General features: G+C 61.7%; 24 protein-coding genes, 1 tRNA gene and 2 rRNA genes (1 of these 27 running past the window's edge). 22 read left to right on the top strand and 5 right to left on the bottom strand.

All coding sequences use genetic code 11. The features are described from left to right. The 3 genes from DVR09_RS13805 to DVR09_RS13795 all read left to right on the top strand — a co-directional run. A 23S ribosomal RNA gene (locus DVR09_RS13805) occupies window positions 1-2,718 on the top strand (it extends 68 nt beyond the left edge of the window). A 117-nt stretch (window positions 2,719-2,835) separates the two neighbouring features. Next, a 5S ribosomal RNA gene (gene rrf, locus DVR09_RS13800) occupies window positions 2,836-2,950 on the top strand. Window positions 2,951-3,227: 277 nt separating this feature from the next. After that, window positions 3,228-3,304, top strand: a tRNA-Met gene (locus DVR09_RS13795). A 44-nt stretch (window positions 3,305-3,348) separates the two neighbouring features. On the opposite strand, the gene DVR09_RS13790 is transcribed toward DVR09_RS13795, so the two are convergent. Beyond that, window positions 3,349-3,912, bottom strand: a complete 564-nt coding sequence (locus tag DVR09_RS13790; protein WP_162814975.1) for a PilZ domain-containing protein — start codon at window positions 3,910-3,912, stop codon at window positions 3,349-3,351. Between the two features lie 183 nt (window positions 3,913-4,095). Further along, on the bottom strand, window positions 4,096-4,920 hold the full coding sequence (locus DVR09_RS13785) for a flagellin N-terminal helical domain-containing protein (protein ID WP_115417532.1): 825 nt from the start codon (window positions 4,918-4,920) through the stop codon (window positions 4,096-4,098). A 220-nt stretch (window positions 4,921-5,140) separates the two neighbouring features. Between DVR09_RS13785 and DVR09_RS13780 the strand changes: the two genes are divergently transcribed. From DVR09_RS13780 to DVR09_RS17245, 19 genes are read left to right on the top strand one after another with little or no spacing between them, the layout of a single operon-like run. Continuing rightward, window positions 5,141-6,394: a sigma-54 interaction domain-containing protein gene (locus DVR09_RS13780; protein WP_115417531.1), complete on the top strand. Its 1,254-nt coding sequence runs from the start codon at window positions 5,141-5,143 to the stop codon at window positions 6,392-6,394. Continuing rightward, a complete protein-coding gene (gene fliE, locus DVR09_RS13775; RefSeq protein ID WP_115417529.1) occupies window positions 6,391-6,753 on the top strand; it encodes a flagellar hook-basal body complex protein FliE in 363 nt (120 codons plus the stop codon). Before DVR09_RS13780 ends, fliE begins: the two co-directional genes overlap by 4 nt. A 3-nt stretch (window positions 6,754-6,756) precedes the next feature. After that, entirely contained in the window at window positions 6,757-8,364 is a 1,608-nt protein-coding gene (fliF, locus tag DVR09_RS13770; protein ID WP_234041465.1) for a flagellar basal-body MS-ring/collar protein FliF, read from the top strand. Next, complete coding sequence (fliG, locus tag DVR09_RS13765; RefSeq protein WP_115417527.1) at window positions 8,361-9,380, top strand: flagellar motor switch protein FliG; 1,020 nt, start codon at window positions 8,361-8,363, stop codon at window positions 9,378-9,380. Before fliF ends, fliG begins: the two co-directional genes overlap by 4 nt. Continuing rightward, window positions 9,373-9,954: a FliH/SctL family protein gene (locus DVR09_RS13760; protein ID WP_115417526.1), complete on the top strand. Its 582-nt coding sequence runs from the start codon at window positions 9,373-9,375 to the stop codon at window positions 9,952-9,954. The genes fliG and DVR09_RS13760 overlap by 8 nt, the downstream gene beginning before the upstream one ends. Then, on the top strand, window positions 9,942-11,273 hold the full coding sequence (locus DVR09_RS13755; RefSeq protein ID WP_115417524.1) for a FliI/YscN family ATPase: 1,332 nt from the start codon (window positions 9,942-9,944) through the stop codon (window positions 11,271-11,273). The genes DVR09_RS13760 and DVR09_RS13755 overlap by 13 nt, the downstream gene beginning before the upstream one ends. Continuing rightward, the gene (locus DVR09_RS13750) at window positions 11,263-11,649 is read left to right on the top strand and encodes a hypothetical protein (protein WP_115417522.1); all 387 of its coding nucleotides are present in this window, start codon (window positions 11,263-11,265) and stop codon (window positions 11,647-11,649) included. Before DVR09_RS13755 ends, DVR09_RS13750 begins: the two co-directional genes overlap by 11 nt. A 60-nt stretch (window positions 11,650-11,709) precedes the next feature. Continuing rightward, the gene (locus DVR09_RS13745; protein WP_162814974.1) at window positions 11,710-13,263 is read left to right on the top strand and encodes a hypothetical protein; all 1,554 of its coding nucleotides are present in this window, start codon (window positions 11,710-11,712) and stop codon (window positions 13,261-13,263) included. A 32-nt stretch (window positions 13,264-13,295) separates the two neighbouring features. Then, window positions 13,296-13,883: a flagellar basal body-associated FliL family protein gene (locus DVR09_RS13740; RefSeq protein WP_115417518.1), complete on the top strand. Its 588-nt coding sequence runs from the start codon at window positions 13,296-13,298 to the stop codon at window positions 13,881-13,883. After that, complete coding sequence (locus tag DVR09_RS13735; RefSeq protein WP_115417516.1) at window positions 13,880-14,776, top strand: FliM/FliN family flagellar motor C-terminal domain-containing protein; 897 nt, start codon at window positions 13,880-13,882, stop codon at window positions 14,774-14,776. Before DVR09_RS13740 ends, DVR09_RS13735 begins: the two co-directional genes overlap by 4 nt. A gap of 5 nt (window positions 14,777-14,781) precedes the next feature. Next, entirely contained in the window at window positions 14,782-15,072 is a 291-nt protein-coding gene (gene fliN, locus DVR09_RS13730) for a flagellar motor switch protein FliN (RefSeq protein WP_115417514.1), read from the top strand. Next, window positions 15,072-15,353: a flagellar biosynthetic protein FliO gene (locus DVR09_RS13725; protein ID WP_115417513.1), complete on the top strand. Its 282-nt coding sequence runs from the start codon at window positions 15,072-15,074 to the stop codon at window positions 15,351-15,353. Before fliN ends, DVR09_RS13725 begins: the two co-directional genes overlap by 1 nt. Continuing rightward, complete coding sequence (fliP, locus tag DVR09_RS13720; protein ID WP_115417511.1) at window positions 15,350-16,117, top strand: flagellar type III secretion system pore protein FliP; 768 nt, start codon at window positions 15,350-15,352, stop codon at window positions 16,115-16,117. Before DVR09_RS13725 ends, fliP begins: the two co-directional genes overlap by 4 nt. Window positions 16,118-16,122: 5 nt before the next feature. Then, the gene (locus DVR09_RS13715; protein ID WP_115417510.1) at window positions 16,123-16,395 is read left to right on the top strand and encodes a flagellar biosynthetic protein FliQ; all 273 of its coding nucleotides are present in this window, start codon (window positions 16,123-16,125) and stop codon (window positions 16,393-16,395) included. A 10-nt stretch (window positions 16,396-16,405) separates the two neighbouring features. Next, a complete protein-coding gene (gene fliR, locus DVR09_RS13710) occupies window positions 16,406-17,191 on the top strand; it encodes a flagellar biosynthetic protein FliR (RefSeq protein ID WP_115417508.1) in 786 nt (261 codons plus the stop codon). After that, a complete protein-coding gene (locus tag DVR09_RS13705) occupies window positions 17,188-18,345 on the top strand; it encodes an EscU/YscU/HrcU family type III secretion system export apparatus switch protein (RefSeq protein WP_115417506.1) in 1,158 nt (385 codons plus the stop codon). The genes fliR and DVR09_RS13705 overlap by 4 nt, the downstream gene beginning before the upstream one ends. Before the next feature lie 2 nt (window positions 18,346-18,347). After that, on the top strand, window positions 18,348-19,766 hold the full coding sequence (gene fliD / locus DVR09_RS13700) for a flagellar filament capping protein FliD (RefSeq protein ID WP_174223757.1): 1,419 nt from the start codon (window positions 18,348-18,350) through the stop codon (window positions 19,764-19,766). A gap of 1 nt (window position 19,767) precedes the next feature. Beyond that, window positions 19,768-20,148 carry a flagellar protein FliS gene (locus DVR09_RS13695; RefSeq protein ID WP_115417503.1) on the top strand — a complete coding sequence of 127 codons (381 nt, stop codon included), beginning with the start codon at window positions 19,768-19,770 and terminating at the stop codon, window positions 20,146-20,148. A gap of 31 nt (window positions 20,149-20,179) precedes the next feature. Beyond that, window positions 20,180-20,290, top strand: coding sequence for a LuxR C-terminal-related transcriptional regulator (locus DVR09_RS17245; RefSeq protein ID WP_162814973.1), 111 nt, complete (start codon window positions 20,180-20,182; stop codon window positions 20,288-20,290). Here DVR09_RS17245 and DVR09_RS13685 read toward each other — a convergent pair. From DVR09_RS13685 to DVR09_RS13675, 3 genes are all read right to left on the bottom strand, one after another. Next, entirely contained in the window at window positions 20,285-20,689 is a 405-nt protein-coding gene (locus DVR09_RS13685) for a hypothetical protein (protein ID WP_115417499.1), read from the bottom strand. The two genes, DVR09_RS17245 and DVR09_RS13685, sit on opposite strands and share 6 nt — an antisense overlap. Window positions 20,690-20,828: 139 nt before the next feature. Beyond that, window positions 20,829-21,554, bottom strand: a complete 726-nt coding sequence (locus DVR09_RS13680; RefSeq protein WP_115417497.1) for a sigma-70 family RNA polymerase sigma factor — start codon at window positions 21,552-21,554, stop codon at window positions 20,829-20,831. Further along, complete coding sequence (locus DVR09_RS13675) at window positions 21,551-23,584, bottom strand: flagellar biosynthesis protein FlhA (RefSeq protein WP_234041623.1); 2,034 nt, start codon at window positions 23,582-23,584, stop codon at window positions 21,551-21,553. The genes DVR09_RS13680 and DVR09_RS13675 overlap by 4 nt, the downstream gene beginning before the upstream one ends. Window positions 23,585-23,607: the final 23 nt, after the last annotated feature.

Below are 23,607 nucleotides of genomic sequence, written 5' to 3'. Positions count from 1 at the left end.
CGATAAGCGTCGGGGAGATGTGAGCAATCTTTGATCCGGCGATTTCCGAATGGGGAAACCCACCCTCACCATTTCCTTTCGATTGTTTTCGGACAGTCGGAAAGAGGTGGATAGGGTATCACCAGACTGAATACATAGGTTTGGTGAAGCGAACCCGGGGAACTGAAACATCTCAGTACCCGGAGGAAAAGACATCAACAGAGATTCCCGTAGTAGTGGCGAGCGAACCGGGACCAGGCCAGTGCCTTCATTTCAACTAGCAAAACACTTTGGAAAGAGTGGCCATAGCGGGTGACAGCCCCGTATGCGAAAGTGATGATGAAGGACTCGAGTAGGGCGGGACACGTGAAATCCTGTCTGAACATGGGGGGACCACCCTCCAAGCCTAAATACTCGCACATGACCGATAGCGAACACAGTACCGTGAGGGAAAGGTGAAAAGCACCCCGATTAGGGGAGTGAAACAGTACCTGAAACCGGATGCTTACAAGCAGTTGGAGCCCCATAGGGGTGACAGCGTACCTCTTGCATAATGGGTCAGTGACTTAATCTACCATGCAAGCTTAAGCCGTTAGGTGTAGGCGCAGCGAAAGCGAGTCTGAACAGGGCGACTGAGTATGATGGATTAGACCCGAACCCCGGCGATCTAGGCATGGCCAGGTTGAAGGTGCGGTAACACGCACTGGAGGACCGAACCGGTGAATGTTGAAAAATTCTCGGATGAGCTGTGTTTAGGGGTGAAAGGCCAATCAAGCCGGGAAATAGCTGGTTCTCCGCGAAATCTATTGAGGTAGAGCGTCGGATGTATGCCGATGGGGGTAGAGCACTGGATGGGCTAGGGCTGCGCGAGCGGTACCAAACCTAACCAAACTCCGAATACCATCGAGTCTTATCCGGCAGACAGACGGCGGGTGCTAAGGTCCGTCGTCAAAAGGGAAACAGCCCTAACCTACAGCTAAGGTCCCCAAGTCATATCTAAGTGGGAAAGCATGTGGGAATCCCAAAACAACCAGGAGGTTGGCTTAGAAGCAGCCATCCTTTAAAGAAAGCGTAACAGCTCACTGGTCTAAATAAGGGTTCCTGCGGCGAAGATGTAACGGGGCTAAAGATATGCACCGAAGCTTAGGGTTCAGAATTTATTCTGAGCGGTAGCGGAGCGTTCCGTAAGCGAGTGAAGGCGAAGGGTAACCGACGCTGGACGTATCGGAAGTGCGAATGCTGACATGAGTAGCGACAAACAGGGTGAGATGCCCTGTCGCCGAAAGACCAAGGGTTCCTGCTCAACGCTAATCGGAGCAGGGTTAGCCGGCCCTAAGACGAGCCCGAAGGGGGTAGTCGATGGGAACCACGTAAATATTCGTGGGCCTGAAGATGTGTGACGGATCGTGGACGTTGTTCACCCTTATTGGATTGGGTGGGCAGCCAAGCGGTTCCAGGAAATAGCCTCTTCACTATAGACCGTACCCGAAACCGACACAGGTGGTCAGGTAGAGTATACCAAGGCGCTTGAGAGAAGTATCCTGAAGGAACTCGGCAAATTGCCTCCGTACCTTCGGAAGAAGGAGGCCCATATCGACGCAAGTCTTTGTGGGGGCACAGGCCAGGGGTAGCGACTGTTTAGCAAAAACACAGCACTCTGCTAAGTCGGCTTCAAGACGACGTATAGGGTGTGACGCCTGCCCGGTGCTCGAAGGTTAAGAGGAGGAGTGCAAGCTCCGAATTGAAGCCCGAGTAAACGGCGGCCGTAACTATAACGGTCCTAAGGTAGCGAAATTCCTTGTCGGGTAAGTTCCGACCTGCACGAATGGCGTAACGACTTCCCCACTGTCTCCAGGATATGCTCAGCGAAATTGAATTCTCCGTGAAGATGCGGAGTACCCGCGGTTAGACGGAAAGACCCCGTGCACCTTTACTGCAGCTTCAGAGTGGCATTAGGAAATTACTGTGTAGAATAGGTGGGAGGCTTTGAAACTCGGGCGCCAGTCCGAGGGGAGCCAACCTGTGAAATACCACCCTGTGATTTTCTGATGTCTAACCAGGCACCGTTAGCCGGTGTTGGGACCCTCTGTGGCGGGTAGTTTGACTGGGGCGGTCGCCTCCTAAAGAGTAACGGAGGCGCGCGATGGTAGGCTCAGGACGGTTGGAAACCGTCTGCAAGAGTGCAATGGCATAAGCCTGCCTGACTGCGAGACTGACGAGTCGAGCAGAGACGAAAGTCGGTCATAGTGATCCGGTGGTCCCTCGTGGAAGGGCCATCGCTCAACGGATAAAAGGTACGCCGGGATAACAGGCTGATGATTCCCAAGAGCTCATATCGACGGAATCGTTTGGCACCTCGATGTCGGCTCATCACATCCTGGGGCTGGAGCAGGTCCCAAGGGTTTGGCTGTTCGCCAATTAAAGTGGTACGTGAGCTGGGTTCAGAACGTCGCGAGACAGTTTGGTCCCTATCTGCCGTGGGCGTCGATTGTTGAAAGGAGTTGCCCCTAGTACGAGAGGACCGGGGTGAACGTGCCTCTGGTGTACCTGTCATCCTGCCAAGGGTGCCGCAGGGTAGCTATGCACGGACGGGATAACCGCTGAAAGCATCTAAGCGGGAAGCCTCCCTTGAGATAAGCAATCTTCGAACCGTCATAGACCATGACGTTGATAGGCCGGGTGTGGAAGCGCAGTAATGCGTGGAGCTAACCGGTCCTAATAGTTCTTTTCGCGCTTGTAGGATCCCACCATCAACGACAGCCCTGATAGCTGTCCGCGATAAGGAGGAAACTCCAGCCGGATAAGCCCTCGAAGGCTCAACAGCATCGATTTAAACCCTGACCGCCCGCTCTATTGCTTGGTGGCTATAGCGTCCGTGACCCACCCGATCCCATCTCGAACTCGGCCGTGAAACCGGACAGCGCCGATGGTACTAGTGCTCAAGCACTGGAAGAGTAGGTCGTCGCCAGGCATTACAGCAGGCGGTCAAGGTCGGGCCCCGTCGAAGTACCACTTCGATGGGCACCGTATAAACCCATTCACATGTCTCAAAAGCCGCTGCCGGGATACCCCGAGCGGCGGCTTTGTCGCCTCCGGCGCATGCGTCCAGAGGCGAAATGCCATCGAAGCCCAATGGGCTTCGCAAGGCCAACCGGCCGTCCGCAGCGACGCGACCTTCAGGTCGCATGAGCGAGGATAGCCAAGCCGACAAATGTCGGCGCAGGCGCTTGAGGCAGTCGAATAGGTACCGCGGGGTGGAGCAGTCCGGTAGCTCGTCAGGCTCATAACCTGAAGGTCGTTGGTTCAAATCCAACCCCCGCAACCAAACACAAATCAACACACACCAACAACAAACCGCAAAACGGAAACCTAACGCAACTGATCGGCGAGCTTGCGTAAGGTCTGGGCCGCGATGTCCAGCGTTTGAAGCTTCGTCAGAAAGCGTGCGACCACAGCCGGATCCTCTGCCAGCGCATCGGACAATGCCTCCATCGCTCCCGCCGTGTGGAGAACGTCCTCGCGGCGCAGCTCGCTGGAAAAGAGCGGGGCTGGGATCTTCGCTTCCGGCGCCGAGACGAGCTCCGCCTTGGTCATCTTTACCGCGATGTCGACTTCGGATTGCGTGCGGCGCCCGGAAGGCAGCCATTGCCCGACATCAGCGCCGTGCAAGAACCGCAACCCGGCGCGGCCAGGACGAGCCCATACAACGCTCGCCTCGAGCGAAATGTCGCCCCGATGGAGGAGGCAGGGTGTTCCCGCGGCGGGCAGCCCGGCTCCTTCCACCAGCGCGCCGCCTGCCGACATATTGCGAACCTTAACCGATTCGCGCGAGGTGGCGGTAACGAGCGCGGCCATGACGAACATATTCGTTCGCGGTTCCGCGCGGGCGCAACTGGGATGAGCTTCCGGAGTGTCGTATGCGGCTGTGAACATATCGGGTTCCTGCAACTGTCTTGCGCCTGCGATCGGCAAGATTGACTGTCTTTCCTGCTAGGTAGAATTACGGTCGGGGTGGGGGAGGGGCGTGAAAAGGACCCGGCGTATCCTGCTCAAACGTAAAGGCCCGCCCCTCTTTCGAGCGGCGGGCCATCTTCCCGTTGCTGGGTTTTAGGAGGTTTAGCGGAGCAACGAGAGGACGTTCTGCTGGCTCTGATTGGCCTGAGCAAGCATGGCGCTCGAAGCCTGGCTGAGGATCTGCGATTTGGCGAGCGCAGTCGTTTCCGCCGAGTAATCGGTATCTTCGATCCGCGAGCGTGCGTCGGACAGGTTGGTCGCCTTGCTGGCGAGGTTGTTGACTGCCGATTCCAGGCGGCTCTGGCCGGCACCCAGGTTGGCGCGGGCGGTCGAGATCGTCTGAATGCCGGTGTCGATCGTCGCGAGGACGGTGTTGTCGGCGGTGGTCAAGTCGACCCCGGTGACGGCGGTCACGTTTGCATCGCCGGCAACGTTGCCGAAGGTGAGCGTGATGGCGTCGGATGCATTCGCGCCGGCCTGGATGCTGACTGCGCCAGCGGTGCCCGCGGTACCATCGAACAGGTTAACGCCATTGAAGGTCGTGTTGGACAGCGTCGAGGTGATCTGAGCCGAAAGCTGCGTGACTTCTGCCTGCAGGTTCGATTTGTCTGTCGCGGAATAAGTCCCGCTGGTCGACTGGACGGCCAATTCGCGGACGCGCTGCATCATGTTGGTGACTTCGCCCAGGGCGCCTTCGGCGGTCTGCGCCATGGCAATACCGTCATTGGCATTGCGGATACCCTGATTCATACCACGCACCTGCGAGGTCATCGAGGTGGCGATGGCGAGGCCGGCTGCGTCGTCCTTGGCCGAGTTGATCCGCTTGCCGGTCGACAGGCGTTCCATGGCAGTGCCGAGCGCCTTGCCGGCGGCGTTCGAAGCGTTCGACGCCTTCAGCGCGCCGATATTGGTGTTGATGACGTTCATGGCATTGTTCCCTTTGGTCTACGGTCACTGCCCCCCGGTCAGGATGCGGCAGTCGAAACCAGACCGGCATAATTCTTCCGAGATTAAGTGGGAGATCAACGAAGCGGCAGGAATCCATTAACCATACTCGTAAATCTACCAGCCCTAAAATTATCCAAATTTTGGCCGTGGGCCTGCCATTTCCCGGTTCGTCGATAAGGATTGCCATGTGGGGGCACTGATGGACGGGATTACGAAGACAACGAATTTTTCGCGGGCACACGGGACGATCGAGGCCCGGATGGCGGGAATCGCGTCGTCGCTGTTCATGGAACGACCAGTGACGTTTGCAGACGAGAGCGATCTGTCCTCCAGCCGCGATGCGCGCAGCATCACGCTGGCGCGGGGCGACAAGCCCTCCATCGTGCTTGCAGGTGCCGGGGGCACGCTGACCTATCACGATCCGATTGCCGAAAGCAGCATCGCGGCGCTGGTGGCGATGACCTATGCCGGTCAGGGACCCGTGGCAGCGGACCCCGCTTCTCTATCCGTCATTGCTCTGGCCGACCGTCTCGCCCGCACGGAAATTCCCGTGCTGATCAACGGCCCTACCGGCACGGGCAAGGAAGTTCTCTCAAACTTCATCCATCGCCGTAGCCAGCGTGCAGACAAGCCGTTCATCGCGGTTAATTGCGCGGCGATCCCGGAAACCATGCTCGAAGCCATGCTGTTCGGCCATGAAAAGGGATCGTTCACCGGCGCCAACGCAGCGGGTGAGGGTTTTTTCCGCGCCGCAGATGGCGGTACGCTGCTTCTCGACGAGATCGCGGAAATGCCGCTTTCGCTCCAGGCGAAACTCTTGCGCGCCCTGCAGGAGGGCGAGGTGGTTCCGATCGGCGCCACAAGGCCGGTCAAGGTCGACGTGCGCATCATCGCCTGCGCGAACCGCGACCTCCCGCACGAAGTCGAGGAGGGACGGTTCCGGGCCGACCTTTATTATCGCCTGAACGTCTTTCCCATCGATATGCTGCCGCTGCGCGAGCGCCGCGCCGATATCGCGCCGCTCGCCTTCGCCATGATGCTGCGTCACGTCGCCAAGGGTGAACGCATGCCGTGGATCAGCGATGCCGCCATCGCCGCGCTGACCCATTATGCCTGGCCCGGCAATGTACGCGAACTGGAAAATGTCATGCGCCGCGCCTTGCTGCTTTCGCAGGGCAAGGACGTTATCGAACTCGAGCACATCGTCTTCGATATGACCGCCAAGGCAGTTGAAAAGCCCGCGCAACCCGAACCGGTTGCCGAAACCGGGGAGCCGGCCAAGCTTTCGAAGATCGTTCAGATATCCGAAGCCCGGGCGATTATGGAAGCGCTCGACAAGGTTGGTGGACACCGCGCCAATGCGGCGCGGGCGCTGGGGATCAGCGAACGCACGCTGCGCTACCGCCTGGCCTCCTTCCGTGAAGCCGGTATCGCAGTGGGAGCAGGCCGATGAACCCGGTAGGCGCAGTGGGCGGAGGCGGTTCGATCGAACAGATCATCGCCTTGCGTCAGCAGATCATCGAGCGGTCGAAAGTCCTGCAGGACGTTCACCAGCCCAAGACAGAGGCCCCGACCGAAGCAGCGTCGCCGACCCCCAGTTTCGGCGATTCGCTGCGCACCGCGCTGGATAACGTCAATGCAGTCCAGGCCGAATCCGGCCGGATGACCGCCGCATACGAACGCGGCGAGGAAACCGATATCGCAAAGGTAATGCTTGCCCGGCAGGAAGCCGGGGTCGCCTTCGAAGCAACCCTCCAGGTGCGCAACAAGCTGCTTGCTGCGTATCAGGAAACCATGCGGATGGGGATTTAATCCATGAACGGTCTGGTTCCTGCCGATAACTCCGGCGGCGGAATGCTCTCGCCACTCACAAACGGGACGGGTTCGTTCGGCGAACGTCTGCGTGCTTTTAGCGCTCAGCCGGCGGCCAAGAAGGTGCTGCCCTGGTTTGCCGGAACGGCCGGGCTCGGCCTGATGGCGCTGACCTGGGCGACATTGTCCCCCGCACCGCAGCGTATGCTCTACTCCTCGCTCGGCGATGCCGAACGCGCGAGCGTGGTGGCGACACTGGATCAAGCGGGGATCGACTATACGATCGACAACAATACCGGAGCGCTGACCGTCGGAGAGGACGATGTCTATCGTGCGCGGATGCTCGTCGCGTCGGATGGTTCGCTCGCCGCACCGGAAAGCGGTACGGAACTGATCGAAAACCTGCCGATGGGTGCCAGCCGCACGCTCGAAGGGGACCGGCTGCGCGCCGCGCAGGAACGCGAACTCACACTGACGATCATGGAGATCGACGGCGTGGAAGCGGTCCGGGTCCATATCGCCAAGGCCGAACGATCCGTCTTTGTGCGTGAAGATGTTGCTCCTTCCGCGTCGATAATGGTCCGTATGGCCCGTGGTCGCCAGCTTTCCGATGGACAGGTCACCGCGATCGCCAACCTTGTGGCGGGTTCGGTCCCTGGCCTTGCGATCGATGCCGTGAAAGTCGTCGATCAACATGGCAAACTGCTCAGCCAGGCGCGCGATTCCAATAGTGGTCGGATCGATTTGCAGGCCCAGATGGAGGCCAAGCTCAACGCGCAGCTCGATCGGTTGCTTGCGCCGATGTTCGGCAGCCATGCCTTTTCCTCGCAGGTCCAGGTCGAGCTCGATATGAACGAGGTCACATCGGCGCGCGAGAGTTACGACAAGGACGGCACGGTTCGCCGCGAAACGACCCAGCAATCGCAGAATGGGGCAACGCAGGCAGGCGGTATTCCCGGCGTGCTTGCCAATACGCCGCCAGCCGATGGGGAAGCGCGAGACGGAGCGCCAGAGGATACGCAGGCGACCGCTGCGGGCGGCGTGGGCGAAAGCAGCGCGACGAGGGTTTACGAACTCGGCCGCGAGGTTTCGGTCTCCAACCTGTCGCCCGGTTCGATCAAATACCTTTCGGTGGCGGTGGCCATCGACCAGGCAGCTCTCGAAAAGGCGAGCGCGGCCGACATAAACAAAGTGAAGGAACTGGTTTCGGCGGCGGTGGGCGCGCGCGAAGACCGCGGCGACAGGGTGACCGTCGTCATGCGCGCATTCGAGAAAGCCGAAGCCGAAGAAATTCCGTTCTACGAGACGAGTTGGTTCGGCATGGCCGTCCGTAACGGCGTCGCCATTCTCGCGGTCCTGCTCGTGCTGCTGCTCGCCGTACGCCCCGCGATCAACGCCTTGCGGCGCCCTGCGAAGGATGACGCGCAAGGGCGGGACCTCGTCCCGGTGTCGGACGCGGCGGCAAGGGGCACGGATACATCCTTCGATCGGCAAGCGCTCGATGGGCAGATCGAGCTTGCCCAGCGCATTGCCCGCGAAAATCCGGATGATGCCGTGTTGGCGCTGCGTCGATTGCTGGCCGAAGATATGCGCCAGGGAGCTTCGGCATGACCGCGCCGACACCCCAGCTCTTGGGCGGCACCGACAAGGCTGCCATTATGGTCATGCTGCTCGCCGAAGAGGACGCATCGAAAATCCTTGGCCAGCTCACCCCCGACGAATTGCGTCAGCTTGCCGGTACGATGTGCGCCATAGGCGAGGTGGAACCTCAGGCGATCGCGGATGCCATTGCGGGCTTTTCGCGCTCGACCGAGAGCGGAGGCATTTCCGGCCATGGACGAGTCGACAATGTCCGCCGACTGCTCAACGACGCCGTGGGCGAGGTGAAAACCGACAATCTCATGCGCCAAGTCGCCCCAGAGGCGGAGGAAGAAAGTCTGCCCGCACTGGGGCTTCTGCGGTGGCTGGACCCCAAGATCATAGGGGAAATCCTCGCCGACGAACATCCGCAGGCGATCGCGGTACTGTTGCTGCAACTCGATACCGATGTCGCTGCAGCCGCCTTGGCCGCGCTGCCCGAGGATATGCATACGTCCGTGCTGCATCGGGTGGCTCGCCTGGGGCCGGTATCGCGTCAGGCAATCGAGATTCTCGAGCAAACGCTGAATTCCAAGATCGAGAAGCTCCACGGAACGATCCCGCTCACCATGGGCGGCATTCGACATGCGGCGGAAATCATCAACCGGTCCCACCGCAGCCTCGAAAAGCGGGTCCTGCCGAAGATCGGCAAGATCGACAAGAAGCTCGCCAAGGAACTCGAAAACGAGATGTTCAAGTTCGAGCATCTGTTCGCGCTCGATACGAAGATGACCGGTGTGCTTCTTCGCGAGGTCGAAAGCGACACGCTGATCCTGGCGCTGAAAGGCCTGGAAGAAGAGCAACGCGATCAGTTCTATGGTGCGATGTCATCGCGCGCAGCCGATGGTCTTCGCGACGAAATCGAAATGGGCGGTCGCGTCAAGAAGGCCGATGTCGAGACGGCGCAGAAGGAAATCGTGGCCATTGCGAAACGCCTGATTGCCGAAGGAGAGTTGGTGATGGGCGAGGGTGACGAAGACTATGTCTAGAATTGCCTATGCCGCGCTCGGCAAGCGCGGGAGCTTCGCGCGCAATGGTCGCTATACGACGCCGACGGTCGAAGATCTGCCGGCGCCGGTCGAGGCCGAGGATGCGGCTGAAAAGGCTTATCGCGCCGGCTATGAGGACGGGCAGGTGTCCGCACGCGCCGATTTCGAGGCCCAGTTGAAGGCGGAACGGGCGGAGAGATCGGCCATCGAACTCGCCTTTGCCCGTTTCGATGCCGACAGTGCCCGCGCGTTGCGAGACCGGATGCTCGCCACTGTCCAGGCGCTATGCGAAGAAGCCGTCCTGCCGCTCGCGCTCGACGCGGAAGGGCTTGCCCGGCGTGTGGAAGCGGCTGCCGCCATGCTCCAACGCAAGCAGGACCAGCGCATCATCCATATTCATCCCGACGATCTGGAGCTTGTCCGCGATAATCTGTCGCAGGATCTCGAACTCGTGCCCGACGGTAGCGTCGAACGCGGCGGTCTGCGTGTCGAGACAGACGACGGCGGGGTGGAGGATGGTCCGCAACAATGGCGGCGCGCGCTCGCGGAAATCTTCGATACATGCAAGCCCTGATCGATACCACGTTCGCTGCCGTTGAAACGGCATCGCTCGATCTGGCTCCGCGCCGGTTCGGCCGGGTGGTGGCGTGCGATGGTGGCTTGATCGAAGTATCCGGGCTCGGCGTGCCGATCGGATCGATTTGCACCATCGCCCAGGGCGCCTCGACCGAACACCGTGCAGAGACCATCGGCTTTCGTAACGGCCATACGATGATGATGATGCTGGGCGATACTGTGCTGCTGCGACCGGGCGCCGTCGTCCGCCCCGAGGGGCGACCCGGGATGCTCAGCGTCGGGACGGAATATCTCGGGCGTGCGGTCGATGGATCGGGCGAACCGATCGATGGTGGCGGCCCGATCATGGCAACCACCAACTGGCCTGCCGGCGGCTATCGTGTGGGGGCGCTCGACCGCTCGCGCGTGACACAAGTGTTCGACAGCGGCATTCGCTCGCTCAATGCCCTGACGACGTTCGGCATTGGCCAGCGCATCGGAATCATGGCGGGATCGGGCGTCGGTAAATCGGTACTGATGGACATGATTGTGGACGGCGCGCAGGCGGATGCGATTGTCGTCGGTCTGATCGGCGAACGCGCCCGAGAAGTCTCCGATTTCGTGACGCGCCATATGGCGGGAGAACGTGCGGCAAGCACCGCGATCGTTGCCGTGCCTGCCGACCACGCGGCCAATCTGCGCTTGCGCGGCGCGATGCTGGCAACTTCGATTGCCGAGCATCTGCGGTCGCAAGGCAAGCGCGTGCTGCTGATCCTCGACAGCCTCACCCGCGTGGCCCATGCCGCGCGCGAGATCGGCATTCTTCTGGGGGAACCGGGCGCAGCACGGGGCTATCCACCCTCCGCCCTCGCGACGATCACCAAACTGATCGAACGGGCAGGCAATTCCGAGGAATCCGGCGGCGCGATCACGGGGGTCTATACCGTGCTGGCCGATGGCGACGACCAGAACGACCCCGTGGTGGATACTGCCCGCGCCATTCTCGACGGCCACATCGTGCTCTCGCGCGAGATTGCGCAACGAGGTCAATATCCGGCGGTCGATGTGGGCGCGTCCCTCAGCCGCGTGATGAACGATATCGTTTCTGCCGAACACGCGGTCGCCGCGCGCCGGTTTCGGGCATTGAGTTCGACCTATGAGGCCAATCGCGACCTCGTCATGATGGGGGCATACCGGCAGGGTGCCGATCCGCTGCTTGATGAGGCGATCGCCCTGCACCCGCGAATGTGCCAGTTTCTCTCGCAAGGATTCAGCGAGAGCGTCGATCTGGCCACAGCGTTCGCGCAGATGACCGAGCTTGTCGGCAGTGACGCCTGAACGTCGCAAACTCAAACGTGCGCACCTGATCCAGCGGATCCGTACCGTCGAGCGCATGCAATCCGCGGTCGCCGCGAGTGAAGCCGAAGCCACCCGGGCCCGATTGCTCGGTGTGGCCGAACGCACCCGCAGCCTGGCAGCGCATTACGCCCATCGGGAAGGCGATCTGGTTGGCGCCGACTTGCGCAGCGGGAAGGCGATGCGCGACCAGTTGCAAAAGCTCACCGAATTGAGCGCGAAGCAGGCCGAAGAAGCGGAAGCGCAATCGCAGGCCAGGCGCGAAGTGCTGGCCCAGTCCGACATGCGCCTGCGCAAGGCCAAGGAAAGCACCAGGGATCTGGTGCGCACGATCATTGCCGGCCTTGAGAAAGGCTGATCCACGCAAAGTTTGGCACGCTTCTTGATAGAGAGTCCGTAAATCAAAAGCGGACACTCAATGACCCTCTCCTTTGCCCTGCCGAATGCTTCCGACGCTCAAACGCCGACCCCCGGACTGGAAGGCGGTAGAGGGCGGAAAAACGTAGGTTCCGCAGGGGGTGACGGCTTTGCCGATTTGGTGAACGATCTCGAAATGATGGTCCCCCTGGGCAAAATCGTCGGGCGTAAGGCGGAAGTCGATCTGGGGGTGCGGCAAACCGGCAATTTGCCGACCGGCAAGAGTTTGCCGGTCGGGTTGCAGGACTTGCCGCAGACCACGCCGGGAGACCCGGAAGACGAGGGCGTTGATGCGCCTCAAGGCGCTCCGGTGCCCATGCTTCCCTTGGCCCCTCCCATGCTTGCCACCGGACCGGTGCCGCTCGCCGAAGCCGCCGTCACCGGTACGGTGAAATCGGCGATTGCCCATACCGCCGAACCTACTGTTTCGAGGCTCTTCACTTCTGCTGGCATGGGGCGCGCTGAGCAGGAACAGACGGGACCGACCGCGCGCGGGCCGGGCGATGCTGCTACCGAAGCGGTGCCGACAGGCGAAGCCCGGACCAAGGGGCTTACCGTCAGCATCGCGGCAGCCACAACTCCGCGCGAGGTGGGTGGCGCGGCCATGAGCCCTTCGCTGCAAAGCGGAATCGCCCGTATCGATCTTCCGACTGCTGGCGCCGCTACAGCTCCGTCAGCAGACGGAGGCACGCGCTCGAAAACCTCGGCAAACCCGCTGGCGAGCGTGCGTGACGGTGCAGCAGTTGGTGCTTTGCCGCCAAGCGCAGCAAAACCGGCTGCCAAGCCTGTCCTGCCGGGCGGCCCTGACCTCGCTTCGAAGCTGCGCGATCCGCAAACCATCCAAGCGCAGCCCAGCACCCCCGTCATGCGTCCCGCAGCGCCAATGGATCAGCCCGCGCGTACCAAAGAGGTTGAGACGGGCAGCATGGATATCGCGCGCAACGCACAGGACGACAAGACGTCAGCCGACAAGCCTGTCCTCGCATCGCGGGCAAGCCTAACCGTCGATACCGCGAAAGCCATGCCGCAGACACTCGTTTCGCCGGTCGAGGATCCTTCAGCCGCGCTGCGCCCGATGACAGTCGCCCCGCGCCCGGTCGTCAGCGACCCGTTCGCCGATGTCGAACGCGTGGTCGAACACATTATGGCTGCCCGCCAAGTGGATCTCGCGAAACCTGCCGCCATCGCCGTGGCGCATCGTGAGTTCGGCGCGCTGACGGTGACCTTCGACCAATCGGCCAACGGCATGAATGTCGAAATCGCGGCAGAGAGCAGCGAGGCGCAGCGTGCCCTGGCCGCCGCGCTTGCGAACGATCGCACGACACACCGCCAGCAGGACCCGGCCACACAGGCAAATACGATTCAGAACCAGTCGGCGGCAACCGGATCGGATCGGGGTGGCTCGGCAGGCCACACCGGTTCGGGGCCGGGCCAGAGCAATGCCGACGACCAGCGATCGGCACATTCGGACCAGCGCGGTCGCCATGGCGAACGTGGCCCGAGCCCCCATCAGCCCTCCTCGCAGACACCTTCCGACGACGCGCTGTACGTCTGAACATCCAGTTCCAATTCAACCAGGAAACCACCATGTCGACTGAAAACGTTCCGCCGGAAACCCCGCCAAAGAAGAAGGGGGGCAAGCTCAAGCCGGTGCTTTTCTCGGTCCTGCTCCTCGCGGCAGGTGGCGGGGGTACCTATGCCGCCTTCGCCAGTGGAATGTTGGGCGCGCACGGGGCGCAGGAAGAGGACAACAATCCCAAGCTGGTGCGAAAGGGCGATGAAGACCCCTATCCCTTTGCCGGCGGCGGAGAGGCGAAGGACAAGGCACCGGTCGTTCACGGCGCGGGCGGCGGTGAATATCGGACCGCCTATTACAATTTCACCGAGGAGTTCACCTCGAACCTCGCCAACGGAAATGCCCTGGTTCAGGTAAGCATCGCCGCATCGACTCACTATGACGGCCGCGTGCTGATGTGGCTCGCCGAGCACGAGACGGCGCTGCGCTCGCGTATTCTGGCCGAACTCGCGGCGACCAGCGAAGAGGACCTTGCCAGCATCAAGGGCAAGGAGGAACTGCAGCAACGCCTGACCAAGGCGCTGAACGAGGTGCTGGAGGAGCGCGAAGGTTTCGGCGGCGTCGACAGCGTCTATTTCCGGTCGTTCATCGTCCAATGATCACCGGCCCCATCCCCGAAGCGGCGGCGCGGGCCGCGTGCCACTGCGAAGAGCTTCTGAGCAAGGCCGCGACACCGCCCGATCTCGACCTGGAATTCGCGCGCTTTGCCCGTAGCTTTACCGAACAGGCCAGCACCGAGCTCGCAGTGCTATGCGACGACAGGGGGCTTTCGGCGGAGCTGGTCGAAACGGAATTGCTCCCCGTGGGCGAGTGGTACGCAAAGATCGGTACCGCGCACCGCCACAGTTTCTTCGCTCTGGGCAAGGAATACCGTGGGCTGCTGGTTTCGGTCCGCATCGGCGAGCTTATCGCGCAGTTCGAACGCATTCTGGGCGGTACGGGCGAAATCGACGAAACCTGTACCGCGCTCCCAGCTTCGTCGAAACGGTTTGCGCAGCAGTTCGAAGATCGCATGACGGAAGTCCTGCGCCGCGCCACCGATCGCCGTGCCATCGCGGCAACGACGAATGGCGACGAAGTGGAGCAGGTTGCACCTTTCGCCGCCGACAAACGGATCTGGACCGCGACGCTGGCCATCTCCTCCGCGAAAAGCGCGCAGGTATGGAAGGTTCGTCTCGCGGCCTGCCAGTCGATGATCGCCGAGATCGTCGGTACTCGCGCCGTTTCTCCCGCCACCGGGCGCACGATCGGCGCGCGCGGGATCGACGGTTCGGCCATCGCCGATGTCGATCTTCCGCTGCGCGCGGTGCTGGTCGATGTCCCGATGTCGGTTGCCCGGCTGGCCAGTCTCGAACCCGGCGCCGTTATCCCGGTTGCCGTCAATCGCAACGTCCCGCTGCTGACCGGAAACCTTACAATCGCACAGGGATGCGTCGGTGAACTCGACGACCGTGTCGCCCTCGAACTTACCCAATCCTTTCTCTCGGAGTAGAACACATGGCCTCGCATGCAGATGGCTTCGGCCTCATTCAGGATATCGATGTCCGCCTCACCGTGGAGCTTGGACGCAAATCGATGCGCCTGCGCGACGTGCTGGCGCTGGGCGAATCGAGCGTCATCGAACTCGACCGCCTGACCGACGAACCGCTCGACATGTTCGTCAATGGCAAACTGATCGCGCGCGGCGAAGTGATTGCGCAGGGTAACCGCTTTGCCATTCGCGTCTTGGAAATCGTCGGCGCCAGCGGCACCGCATCCGAAATGCCGCGTATCGAGGTGGCCCAGTAATGTTCTGGTACATTCTCAAGCTGTTGATTCTGCTCCCGCTTATCGGCGCGATGATCTGGGGCAGCCTCAAGCTGGCCAAGAAGATGCAAGGTCAGTTTGGCGGCCCGGAGAATGGCAGCAAGGCTGTGCGCGTTGTCGAAACCACCATGCTATCGCCGACACTGCGGCTCGCCGTGATCGAATTCCACGGACGCGAAATCCTCGTGTCGACCTCGCGCAACGGCCTCACGCGGCTGGCGGAGGCTCCGGCGCGGCCGCAAGCGCAGGACATCGTCCAGTGATCGCTCGCCTTGCCAAATTCGCCGCCGGGATCGCGGCACTTGCCTATCCCGCGCTGGCGCGCGCACAGACCGGCGAAGCGGCGATTTCGGGCGCGCTCGACCGTGCCTTCGGCCAGATGGCCGGGGCCGGAGGCGAACCGCTGAGCCTGTCGCTTCAGTTGCTGCTGGTGATGGGTCTTCTGACGATCCTGCCAGCGCTCCTGCTTATGATGACCAGTTTTACGCGCATTATCGTGGTTCTGGCCATCCTGCGCCAGGCGCTTGGCCTGCAGCAATCGCCGCCCAACCAGGTGCTGATCGGAATCAGCCTGTTCCTTTCGCTGTTCATCATGGCACCCACGCTGGAACGCGTGAACGAAGCGGCCATTGCCCCTTATTCGTCGGGCGAGATCGGCGCCGAAGTCGCGATCGAACGCGCCGGAGATCAGTTTCACACCTTCATGATCCGCCAGACCCGCGAATACGATCTCGAAATGTTTTCCGATATTGCGGGGGCAGGCCAGTTCGCCAGCCCGCAGGACGTGCCGTTCTCGATCCTGTTGCCCGCTTTCGTTACCAGCGAACTGAAAACCGCCTTCCAGATCGGCTTCATGCTGTTCCTGCCCTTCCTGGTCATCGACCTCGTCGTCTCCAGCGTTCTGATGAGCCTGGGCATGATGATGATGAGCCCGATGATAGTCTCCCTGCCTTTCAAGCTGCTGCTCTTCGTCCTCGTCGACGGCTGGGCGCTGCTGATGGGCTCGCTCGCCTCCAGCTTCGGATAGATATCATGGACGAAAGCGCCATCCTCCTTTCCATGGCCGACCGCATGTTGTGGATCGCCGCCCTTGTCGCCGCGCCGATCCTCCTGGCCAGCCTTGCCATCGGTCTGGTCATCGGTCTCGTGCAGGCCGCCACCTCGGTCAACGAGCAGACACTCACCTTCGTCCCGAAACTGGGCGCAGTGGCTCTCGTGCTGGTCATCCTCGGCGCATCGATGATGGCGCTGGTGGGCGATTTCACGCACGATATCTTTGCCGAAATCGCGCGGATCGGCGACTGAGACCTGCACAGTGAATGGGCTCGATCTCGGACTTGGTGCGCTTGAGCAGGATATGTGGCGGGTCGTTTTCCTGATGACCCGTCTTGGCGCCGCGCTGCTTGCCGCGCCCTTCTTCGGGGCGAGTTCGGTTCCAGCATCGGTGCGTGTGTCGATTACCGGCGCACTTGCGATCTTCGTCTCGATCTGGATGCCCGCCATCGCCACGCCCCCGGCCTTGCTGTCGTTGGAGGGGATGCTCGCCATCGCAGGCGAAGTGATCGTCGGGCTTGCGCTGGGCTTCGTCCTGCAATTGGCCTTTGCTGCCCCGACCGTAGCCGCCGAACTGATCGGGGGCGGAATGGGAATGAGCATGGCGGTTTCCCAAGACGCCATGGGTGGCGGCACCACCACATCCTTCGGCCAGTATTTCGTGATCGTACTGACGCTGATTTTCCTGGCGACCGGCGCGCACCTGCACTGGATCGCGCTGGTGATAGAAAGCTACAACGCCTTTCCGCCGGGGCAGACCTGGCTCGGCGCGGAGCGTTTCGCGGCTATCGCCGGGTTTGCCAGCTTCATGTTCGAAACCGCTTTGCGGATTGCCCTGCCGGTCACTTTGATTTTGCTGCTGGTGCAGGTGCTGACCGGTATTTTGAGTCGCTCGGCCCCGTCGCTCAATCTTTTCGCGCTGGGCCTTCCGGCCGGCGTGCTGGCGGGCATGGCCGCGCTGATAATTTCCGCACCGCTGATCTTCGACCAGTTCACGGGCCTCGTCAGCGAGGCGCTTGACCAGACCGAAAGCGTGTTGGTCCGATGAGCGAAGAGACCGCCGGCGAAAAAACCTTTGCCCCGACAGAGAAGCGGCTCGCCGATGCCGCGAAGAAGGGCGATGTCCTCCGCTCGAAAGATGCCGGGACGGCAGCGGTCATGCTGTTCGGGGGCGCCTGGCTGGCGCTTGGCGGACCATGGCTGCTCGATGGCCTGGCACGGCTAACGCGCGAGGCGTTCCTGTTCGATGCGCGCGACATTCGCGATTTCGGGGTCGAAGACCTGTTCATGCAAGGGCTGTTGCTCGGCGTCCCGGCGATCCTCACTCTCGCAGTGCCGGTTATCATCGTCACGTTGATAACCCAGCTCGGTTTCGGTCGTGGCAGATGGGTCGCCGACAACCTCAAGGCCAAGGGCCAGCGGATCAATCCACTTCAGGGTTTCAAACGCATGTTCGGTCCGCAGGGACTGATCGAAATGGGCAAGGGCATCCTAAAGATCATTTTGCTCGGCGGTATTGCGGCTGCCTGGTGGTGGACCAGCATGGAAACGGTCATCGGTCTGGGCCGCGGCAACCTGTCCGCTCAGCTCACGGCGGCCTGGCATGCCATCGTTTCGCTGATCTTCGCCCTGAGCGCGGGACTGGTAGTGATCGCTTTCGTCGATCTCCCGATCCAGTGGCTGCGCCAGCAAAAGCGCCTGAAGATGAGCCATCAGGAAATGCGCGACGAAAACAAGGAAACCGAGGGCTCGCCCGAAATGCGTGCCGCCCGCCGTCAGCGCCAGCGCGATATTGCCACCGGTTCGGTTGCGGGCGCCATGCGCGAAGCCCAGTTCGTCATCACCAACCCGACTCATTTCGCGGTGGCGATGACCTACGATCCGGCCAAGGCTTCCGCACCGATCGTGCTGGCAAAGGGCCGCGGCGACAAGGCTCTGGCAATGAAGGATCTGGCCCGCGAGCTCGACCTGCCGACGCTTGAAATTCCGCAGCTTGCCCGTTCGGTCTATTACACCACGCGCGAGCGGCAGGTAATCTGCGAGGACCTCTATGGCGCAGTGGCTTCTGTGCTTGCCTACGTATTTTCGCTCAAGCGTGGCGAGACCCCGCTGCTGCCCGACATCGAAGTCCCCGCAGCTCTGCGTTTCGACGCCGAAGGCCGACTGGCTGTTAATTCCGGCCTTCTTCAGTCGTTATCATAGCGATGAGTATTTCGACCACCTCCATCGCCACGACCCTCGGGATCGGCAGCGGCATCGATATGGCGGGGCTGGCCACACAGCTCGCCGAAGCCCAGTTCGAGGGCCGCAATCAGCGCCTGACCAACCAGTCGGAAACGCTCGAGCGTCGGATTTCGCTGGCGGGGTCGATCCGTAGCAGCTTTTCGACATTCGCCAGTGCATTGGGCGATCGCCTGCGCAGCGGCGATCTTGCGCCATTGCCTTCGATCAGCAATGCGGCAGTGGCTGCCGTCTCCAGCCCTCTCGGTTCGATCGGCAAGGGAAGTTACTCGCTCGAAGTTACTCAGTTGGCCAGCTACCAGACACTGGCCGGGCCGACTTATGCCAGTGCCGAAGATACGGTCGGTACGGGAACCCTGACGATCCGCTTCGGCGAAACCTCCAATGCGAGTTTCACCGAGGATACCGGCAAGACCCCGTTGACGATCGATGTCGCTGCCGGGGCGACGCTCAACGATGTCGCTGCCGCGATCAACGGGAAGAATGCGGGGTTCAATGCCTATGTCGCGCAGACCGGCACCGGGGCTCAGCTCGTCATCAAGGGGAGCGAGGGCCTGCAGAACGGTTTTACGATCGAAGCAACCGAAGATGCCGGTGATCCGGGTCTCGCCGCGCTCGCGTGGCAACCCGGTGGCGATCCGTCACGCCTTATCAAAACCTCGGCCGATGCGGCATTCACGCTCGATGGTCTTGCCCGTACCAGCGAGACGAACAAGATAGACAATCTCGCGCCAGGCCTTTCGCTGACGCTCACGGCCACGAATGCGGGATCGCCTGCGACGATCACCTTCGCCAATCCGTCCAGTGCGATTTCGAGCGTTATGCAGGACATCACCGGGGCGCTGAACGAGATCGTCAACGAACTGCGCACGGCGACCGATCCGAAAACCGGCGATCTTGCCAGAGACAGCGGGGCGCGGGCTCTCAGCCGTACGCTTTCGGGCCTGGGTTCCGTGGTCATCATGCCGGATGCACCCGAAGGGGCGCCGCGAACGCTGGCCGAACTCGGGCTCGCAATCGAACCCGATGGCAGCTTCCGCCTCGACAATAAGAAGCTGACGGAGGTCATGAACCGCGATCCGTCGGCTGTCGCGGCCATGTTTACGACGGGGCTCAACGGGATTTACTCGACGATCGATCGCATGGCTCGCTCGAACAGTATATCGAGCGATCCGGGTTCGCTCGCGGGGTCGATAGCCCGCTACAAGAAGCAATCGCTCCAGATCACGCGCGACCTAGAGAAGCTCGCCGACCAGCAGGAAGATCTGCGGGCGCGCATGGTTGCCCGCTTCGCCAAGGCCGATAGCCAGGTTGCCGCTTCCAAATCGACTCTGTCCTTCCTCCAGTCCCAGATCGACATCTGGAATTCGCAGGGAGACTGATATGCTGGCGCGTGCGCAACCCGGCGAAGCCTATCGGCAAAGCAATTTCGACGCGCGCTTGATGGTGAGCGAACGCGACGACCTCGTGCTGTTCTGTTTGGACGATCTGGTCGAAAACCTCGGTGTCTTGGAAATCGCCGAAGCGCGCGGCGACCGTGCTGCGCGCAGCCGATCGCTGACGCGATGCGTGACCGCCTTGACCGCCCTTGAGATCGGCATCGACCGCGAGGCGGAAATGGCGTCCAGCCTGATGCAGTTTTATGGCGCGGCCAAGGGCCTGCTGCTCGATTCCGTTCGCAATGTCGATCTGGATAAAATCGCGCAATTGCGGGCCGACATGCGGGAAATTGCCAGTGCGTTCCGGGCAGCGCGGACCGCTTGATTATTGGAAATGCGCGTTCGACCGGGGGCAATTGTCGATCAGCCCACGCGCCATCGAGATCCATCTACGCAACGTGATCGCCAAACTCGAGGTGGAAAGCCGCATCGGGGCCGTGCGTGTCGCCGTGGAAGCGGCGCTATAGGGCCGTCCCCCCTGTGATCCTGACCGTGGCGAGAATGGCGACCAGCGCCCGGCCATAAGCGCCCAACAGAGCTATTGCGGGGTCCGAAGCGAAGAAATTTCCCTCTTCGACCTCGTCGATAATCTTGACCAGTCCCGACGAAGAACCGATCGGCGACGAGGTAAGCAGAATACCGCATGTCGGCCCGACCAGCTCGATGGCCGCGTTGATCTGGGCATCGACATCCAGCAACTCGGTCAGGCGGTCGTTGTCGGCCCTTTGCGAAACGATAGGTGCGACTTCCGGCGGAGCCTCGTCGAGAATGGCGGCCAGTGCCCAGATTGCATCATCGGAAGTCTCGAAACTTCCTGCAGAGCAAGAATCGACGAAAGTCAGTATTTTGGTTTCCCAAAGGGACATCTGGTCGGTCCTCACGAAGCACGCGAGCCGTGGCACACGTTATGGTGCGATTACACAGTATACACGATGAATGTCATCCGTATCGACGCGTACACTGCGAGGTTTTCCGCGTGAAACCCCTCGCCTGGGCGCTCGGGGCCTAATCGCCCTCGCTTTCGACTATGGCAATACGCAGTTTCGCAAGGGCCGCCGATTTGAGCTGGTGGACCCGTGGAACGCTGACATCGAGAACTGCGGCAATCTCGGTGAGATTGAGTTCCTCGATGAAATGCAGCTTGGTGATCAGCTGCAACCGTTCGGGAAGGCTGGCAATGGCCTCGGCCAGCATGGCGCGATCGCCTTGTTCGAGCAATCTCGTTTCGGCATCGGGTTCTTCGGTTCCGAACGCGGGATTGGAATCCGAGTAGCAGTCTTCCAGGTCGACGACCCGTGTGGCCAGTTGTGCACGCATTTCGTGGTATTCCTCGAGGGACATTTGCATGGCCCGGGCCATGTCCTGCGCGGAGGGATCGCGCCCCAGTTCGCCGCGCAGCCGGTCCATCGTGTTATCCATGCGGCGGCGCTGGGCCGCGGCTCCACGGGCATGTGGCGATTGCGACCGCAACAGGTCGATCATGGCCCCACGCACGCGCATCTTCGCATATGCGGCAAAGCCGTCTTCCCCCGGCCGGTCGTGCCGCTGCGCGCATTCCGTCAGCGCGATCATCCCGGCTTGAAGCAGATCGTCGACATCGACCGAGGCCCCGCAACTGGCTTCGTAATACCATGCCAGCTTGCGCACCATGGGAAGGAAATTGCCGATGCGCTGGTTGATTTCGCTCGTATAGGCGCGCTGCGCATTGAAATGGGAGTGATCGTATCTCATGCCGCAAGGGCCTCCGTTTCATGGCCGAGTTGTGCAGATTGTTCGGAAGATTCGTCGCCCACCACCGCGATGACCTCGATCGGTTGGGCGGCGGGTAGTTCGTTGATCGACAGCACGAGGCACTGCGGGGCGCGCAGCCGCAGCAGAGCTGTCAGCGCACGCCGTGCGCGCGGCTGGACGATGAGGGCGGGGCGTGTCGCTGCCGGATCGCGCTGCGCGACGATGGCCGCGATACGCTCTCCAATGGATCGCGCCAGATCGGGTTCGATCACGATCTCGCCCGATGCAGGGTCTTGCAGACCGCCGACAACCATGTCCTCCAGCCCTGCCGCCAAGGTGATTACCGGCAGTTTTGCGTCGGGCGGGCAGGCTTCGCCCACGATCATCGCGCCAAGGTCGGCGCGGACGATGTCGATCAGGCGATCATGCTCGGCGGTTTGCTGCGCGGCGAGCGAGATGCTCGAAAAGACACGCAGCGAATGGCGCAGCGAGATGCCGTCGGCGAGCAGCGCCTTGAGCAGGCGGGTCACGGCGGCAAGCGTCAGCGGCTGCGGGGTGAAGGATTCGATCAGCTGGCCGTGGCGCGCACGCAGATGGTCGAGCAGGTCGCGGACCTGGTCGGGGCCGAGCAGGTCCTGAGCCCGCGCTGCCAGCAATTGGTGGATCTGCGTGGCAATGACGCTTTCCGGATCGACCGCGAGGTAACCCTCGGCCACTGCCAGGTCCCGGGTGCCCGGATCGATCCACAGCGCCGGGCAGCCGAAGCTCGGATCGACCGTCGCTTCGCCGGGGACGGCCTGCGAGTGCATGACTTCGCCGGTGTCGATCGCCAGCAGGTGATCCGGCTTGATTTTTCCGCCCCCGATCGTCGCACCGCCCAGCGTGATGCGATAGGCGTCGGGTTCCACCTCGAAGCTGTCCTCGATGCGGAACTGGGGAACGATGAAGCCGAAGGTCTGGCACATCTGCTTGCGCAGACCGGTGAGCCGGGCAACCAGCGTCGCGCCGCGTTTCTCGTCGGTCAGATGGATCAGGCCGTAGCCGAGCTGGATCGTCACCAGCGTCTGGTCGGAAACCTCGTCGATCGCGATATGCGCCGGATCGGGCGTGACGACGGGTTCGGGAATATTGGCGGCCGCTTCCTGCCGCTTGCGCAGGTTGAACCACAGCCAGAACGCGCCAGCGGACAGCGGCAGGATGATCGATTGTGGCATCGCCGGAATACAGCCGATCACGAACAGGATGCAGGCGACCGGCAACCAGATCTTGGGATCGGCGAGCTGGCCGCCGATTTGGCCGGTCAGGTCGCGCGCATCGGATACGCGGGTGACGATGACGGCGGCCGCTATCGACAACAGCAGCGCAGGCACCGAGGCGACAAGCGCATCGCCGACTGCGAGCGTAACGTAGAATTCGGCCGCTTCACCCGCGGAAAGGTCGTGGGTCGAGACGCCGAGTACCAGACCCGCGATCACATTGATCAGCAGGATCAGCAGGGCAGCGACGGCATCGCCTTTCACGAATTTGCTGGCACCGTCCATCGACCCGTAGAAATCGGCTTCCGTGGCAATCTCGCGGCGCCGCGCCTTGGCCTCGTCGGCCGTTAACAGCCCAGCGGCGAGATCGGCATCGATCGCCATCTGCTTGCCGGGCAGGGCGTCGAGCGTGAAGCGGGCAGAAACCTCGGATACGCGCCCGGCGCCCTTCGTCACGACCATCAGATTGATGATCATCAGGATCAGGAAGACGAAAATACCGACCGCGAAATTGCCGCCGATAAGGAAGGCGCCGAAGGCTTCGATCACCTTGCCGGCGGCCGCTCCGCCCTCATGCCCATTGAGCAAGACTATGCGCGTCGAGGCCACGTTTAGGGCAAGCCGCAAAAGCGTGGCGAACAGCAGCACCGAGGGGAAGGATGAAAAGTCCAGCGGCTTCTGTGCATTCATGGCCGCCATCAGGATCGACACCGACAGCGCGATGTTCATGACGAAGAACACATCGAGCAGCATTGCCGGGATTGGCATGACCATCAGCAGGATGATGGTCAAAATAC

Source organism: Erythrobacter aureus, from assembly GCF_003355455.1.
Taxonomy (GTDB): domain Bacteria; phylum Pseudomonadota; class Alphaproteobacteria; order Sphingomonadales; family Sphingomonadaceae; genus Qipengyuania; species Qipengyuania aurea.
This window is presented reverse-complemented; position numbering and strand designations above follow the sequence as displayed.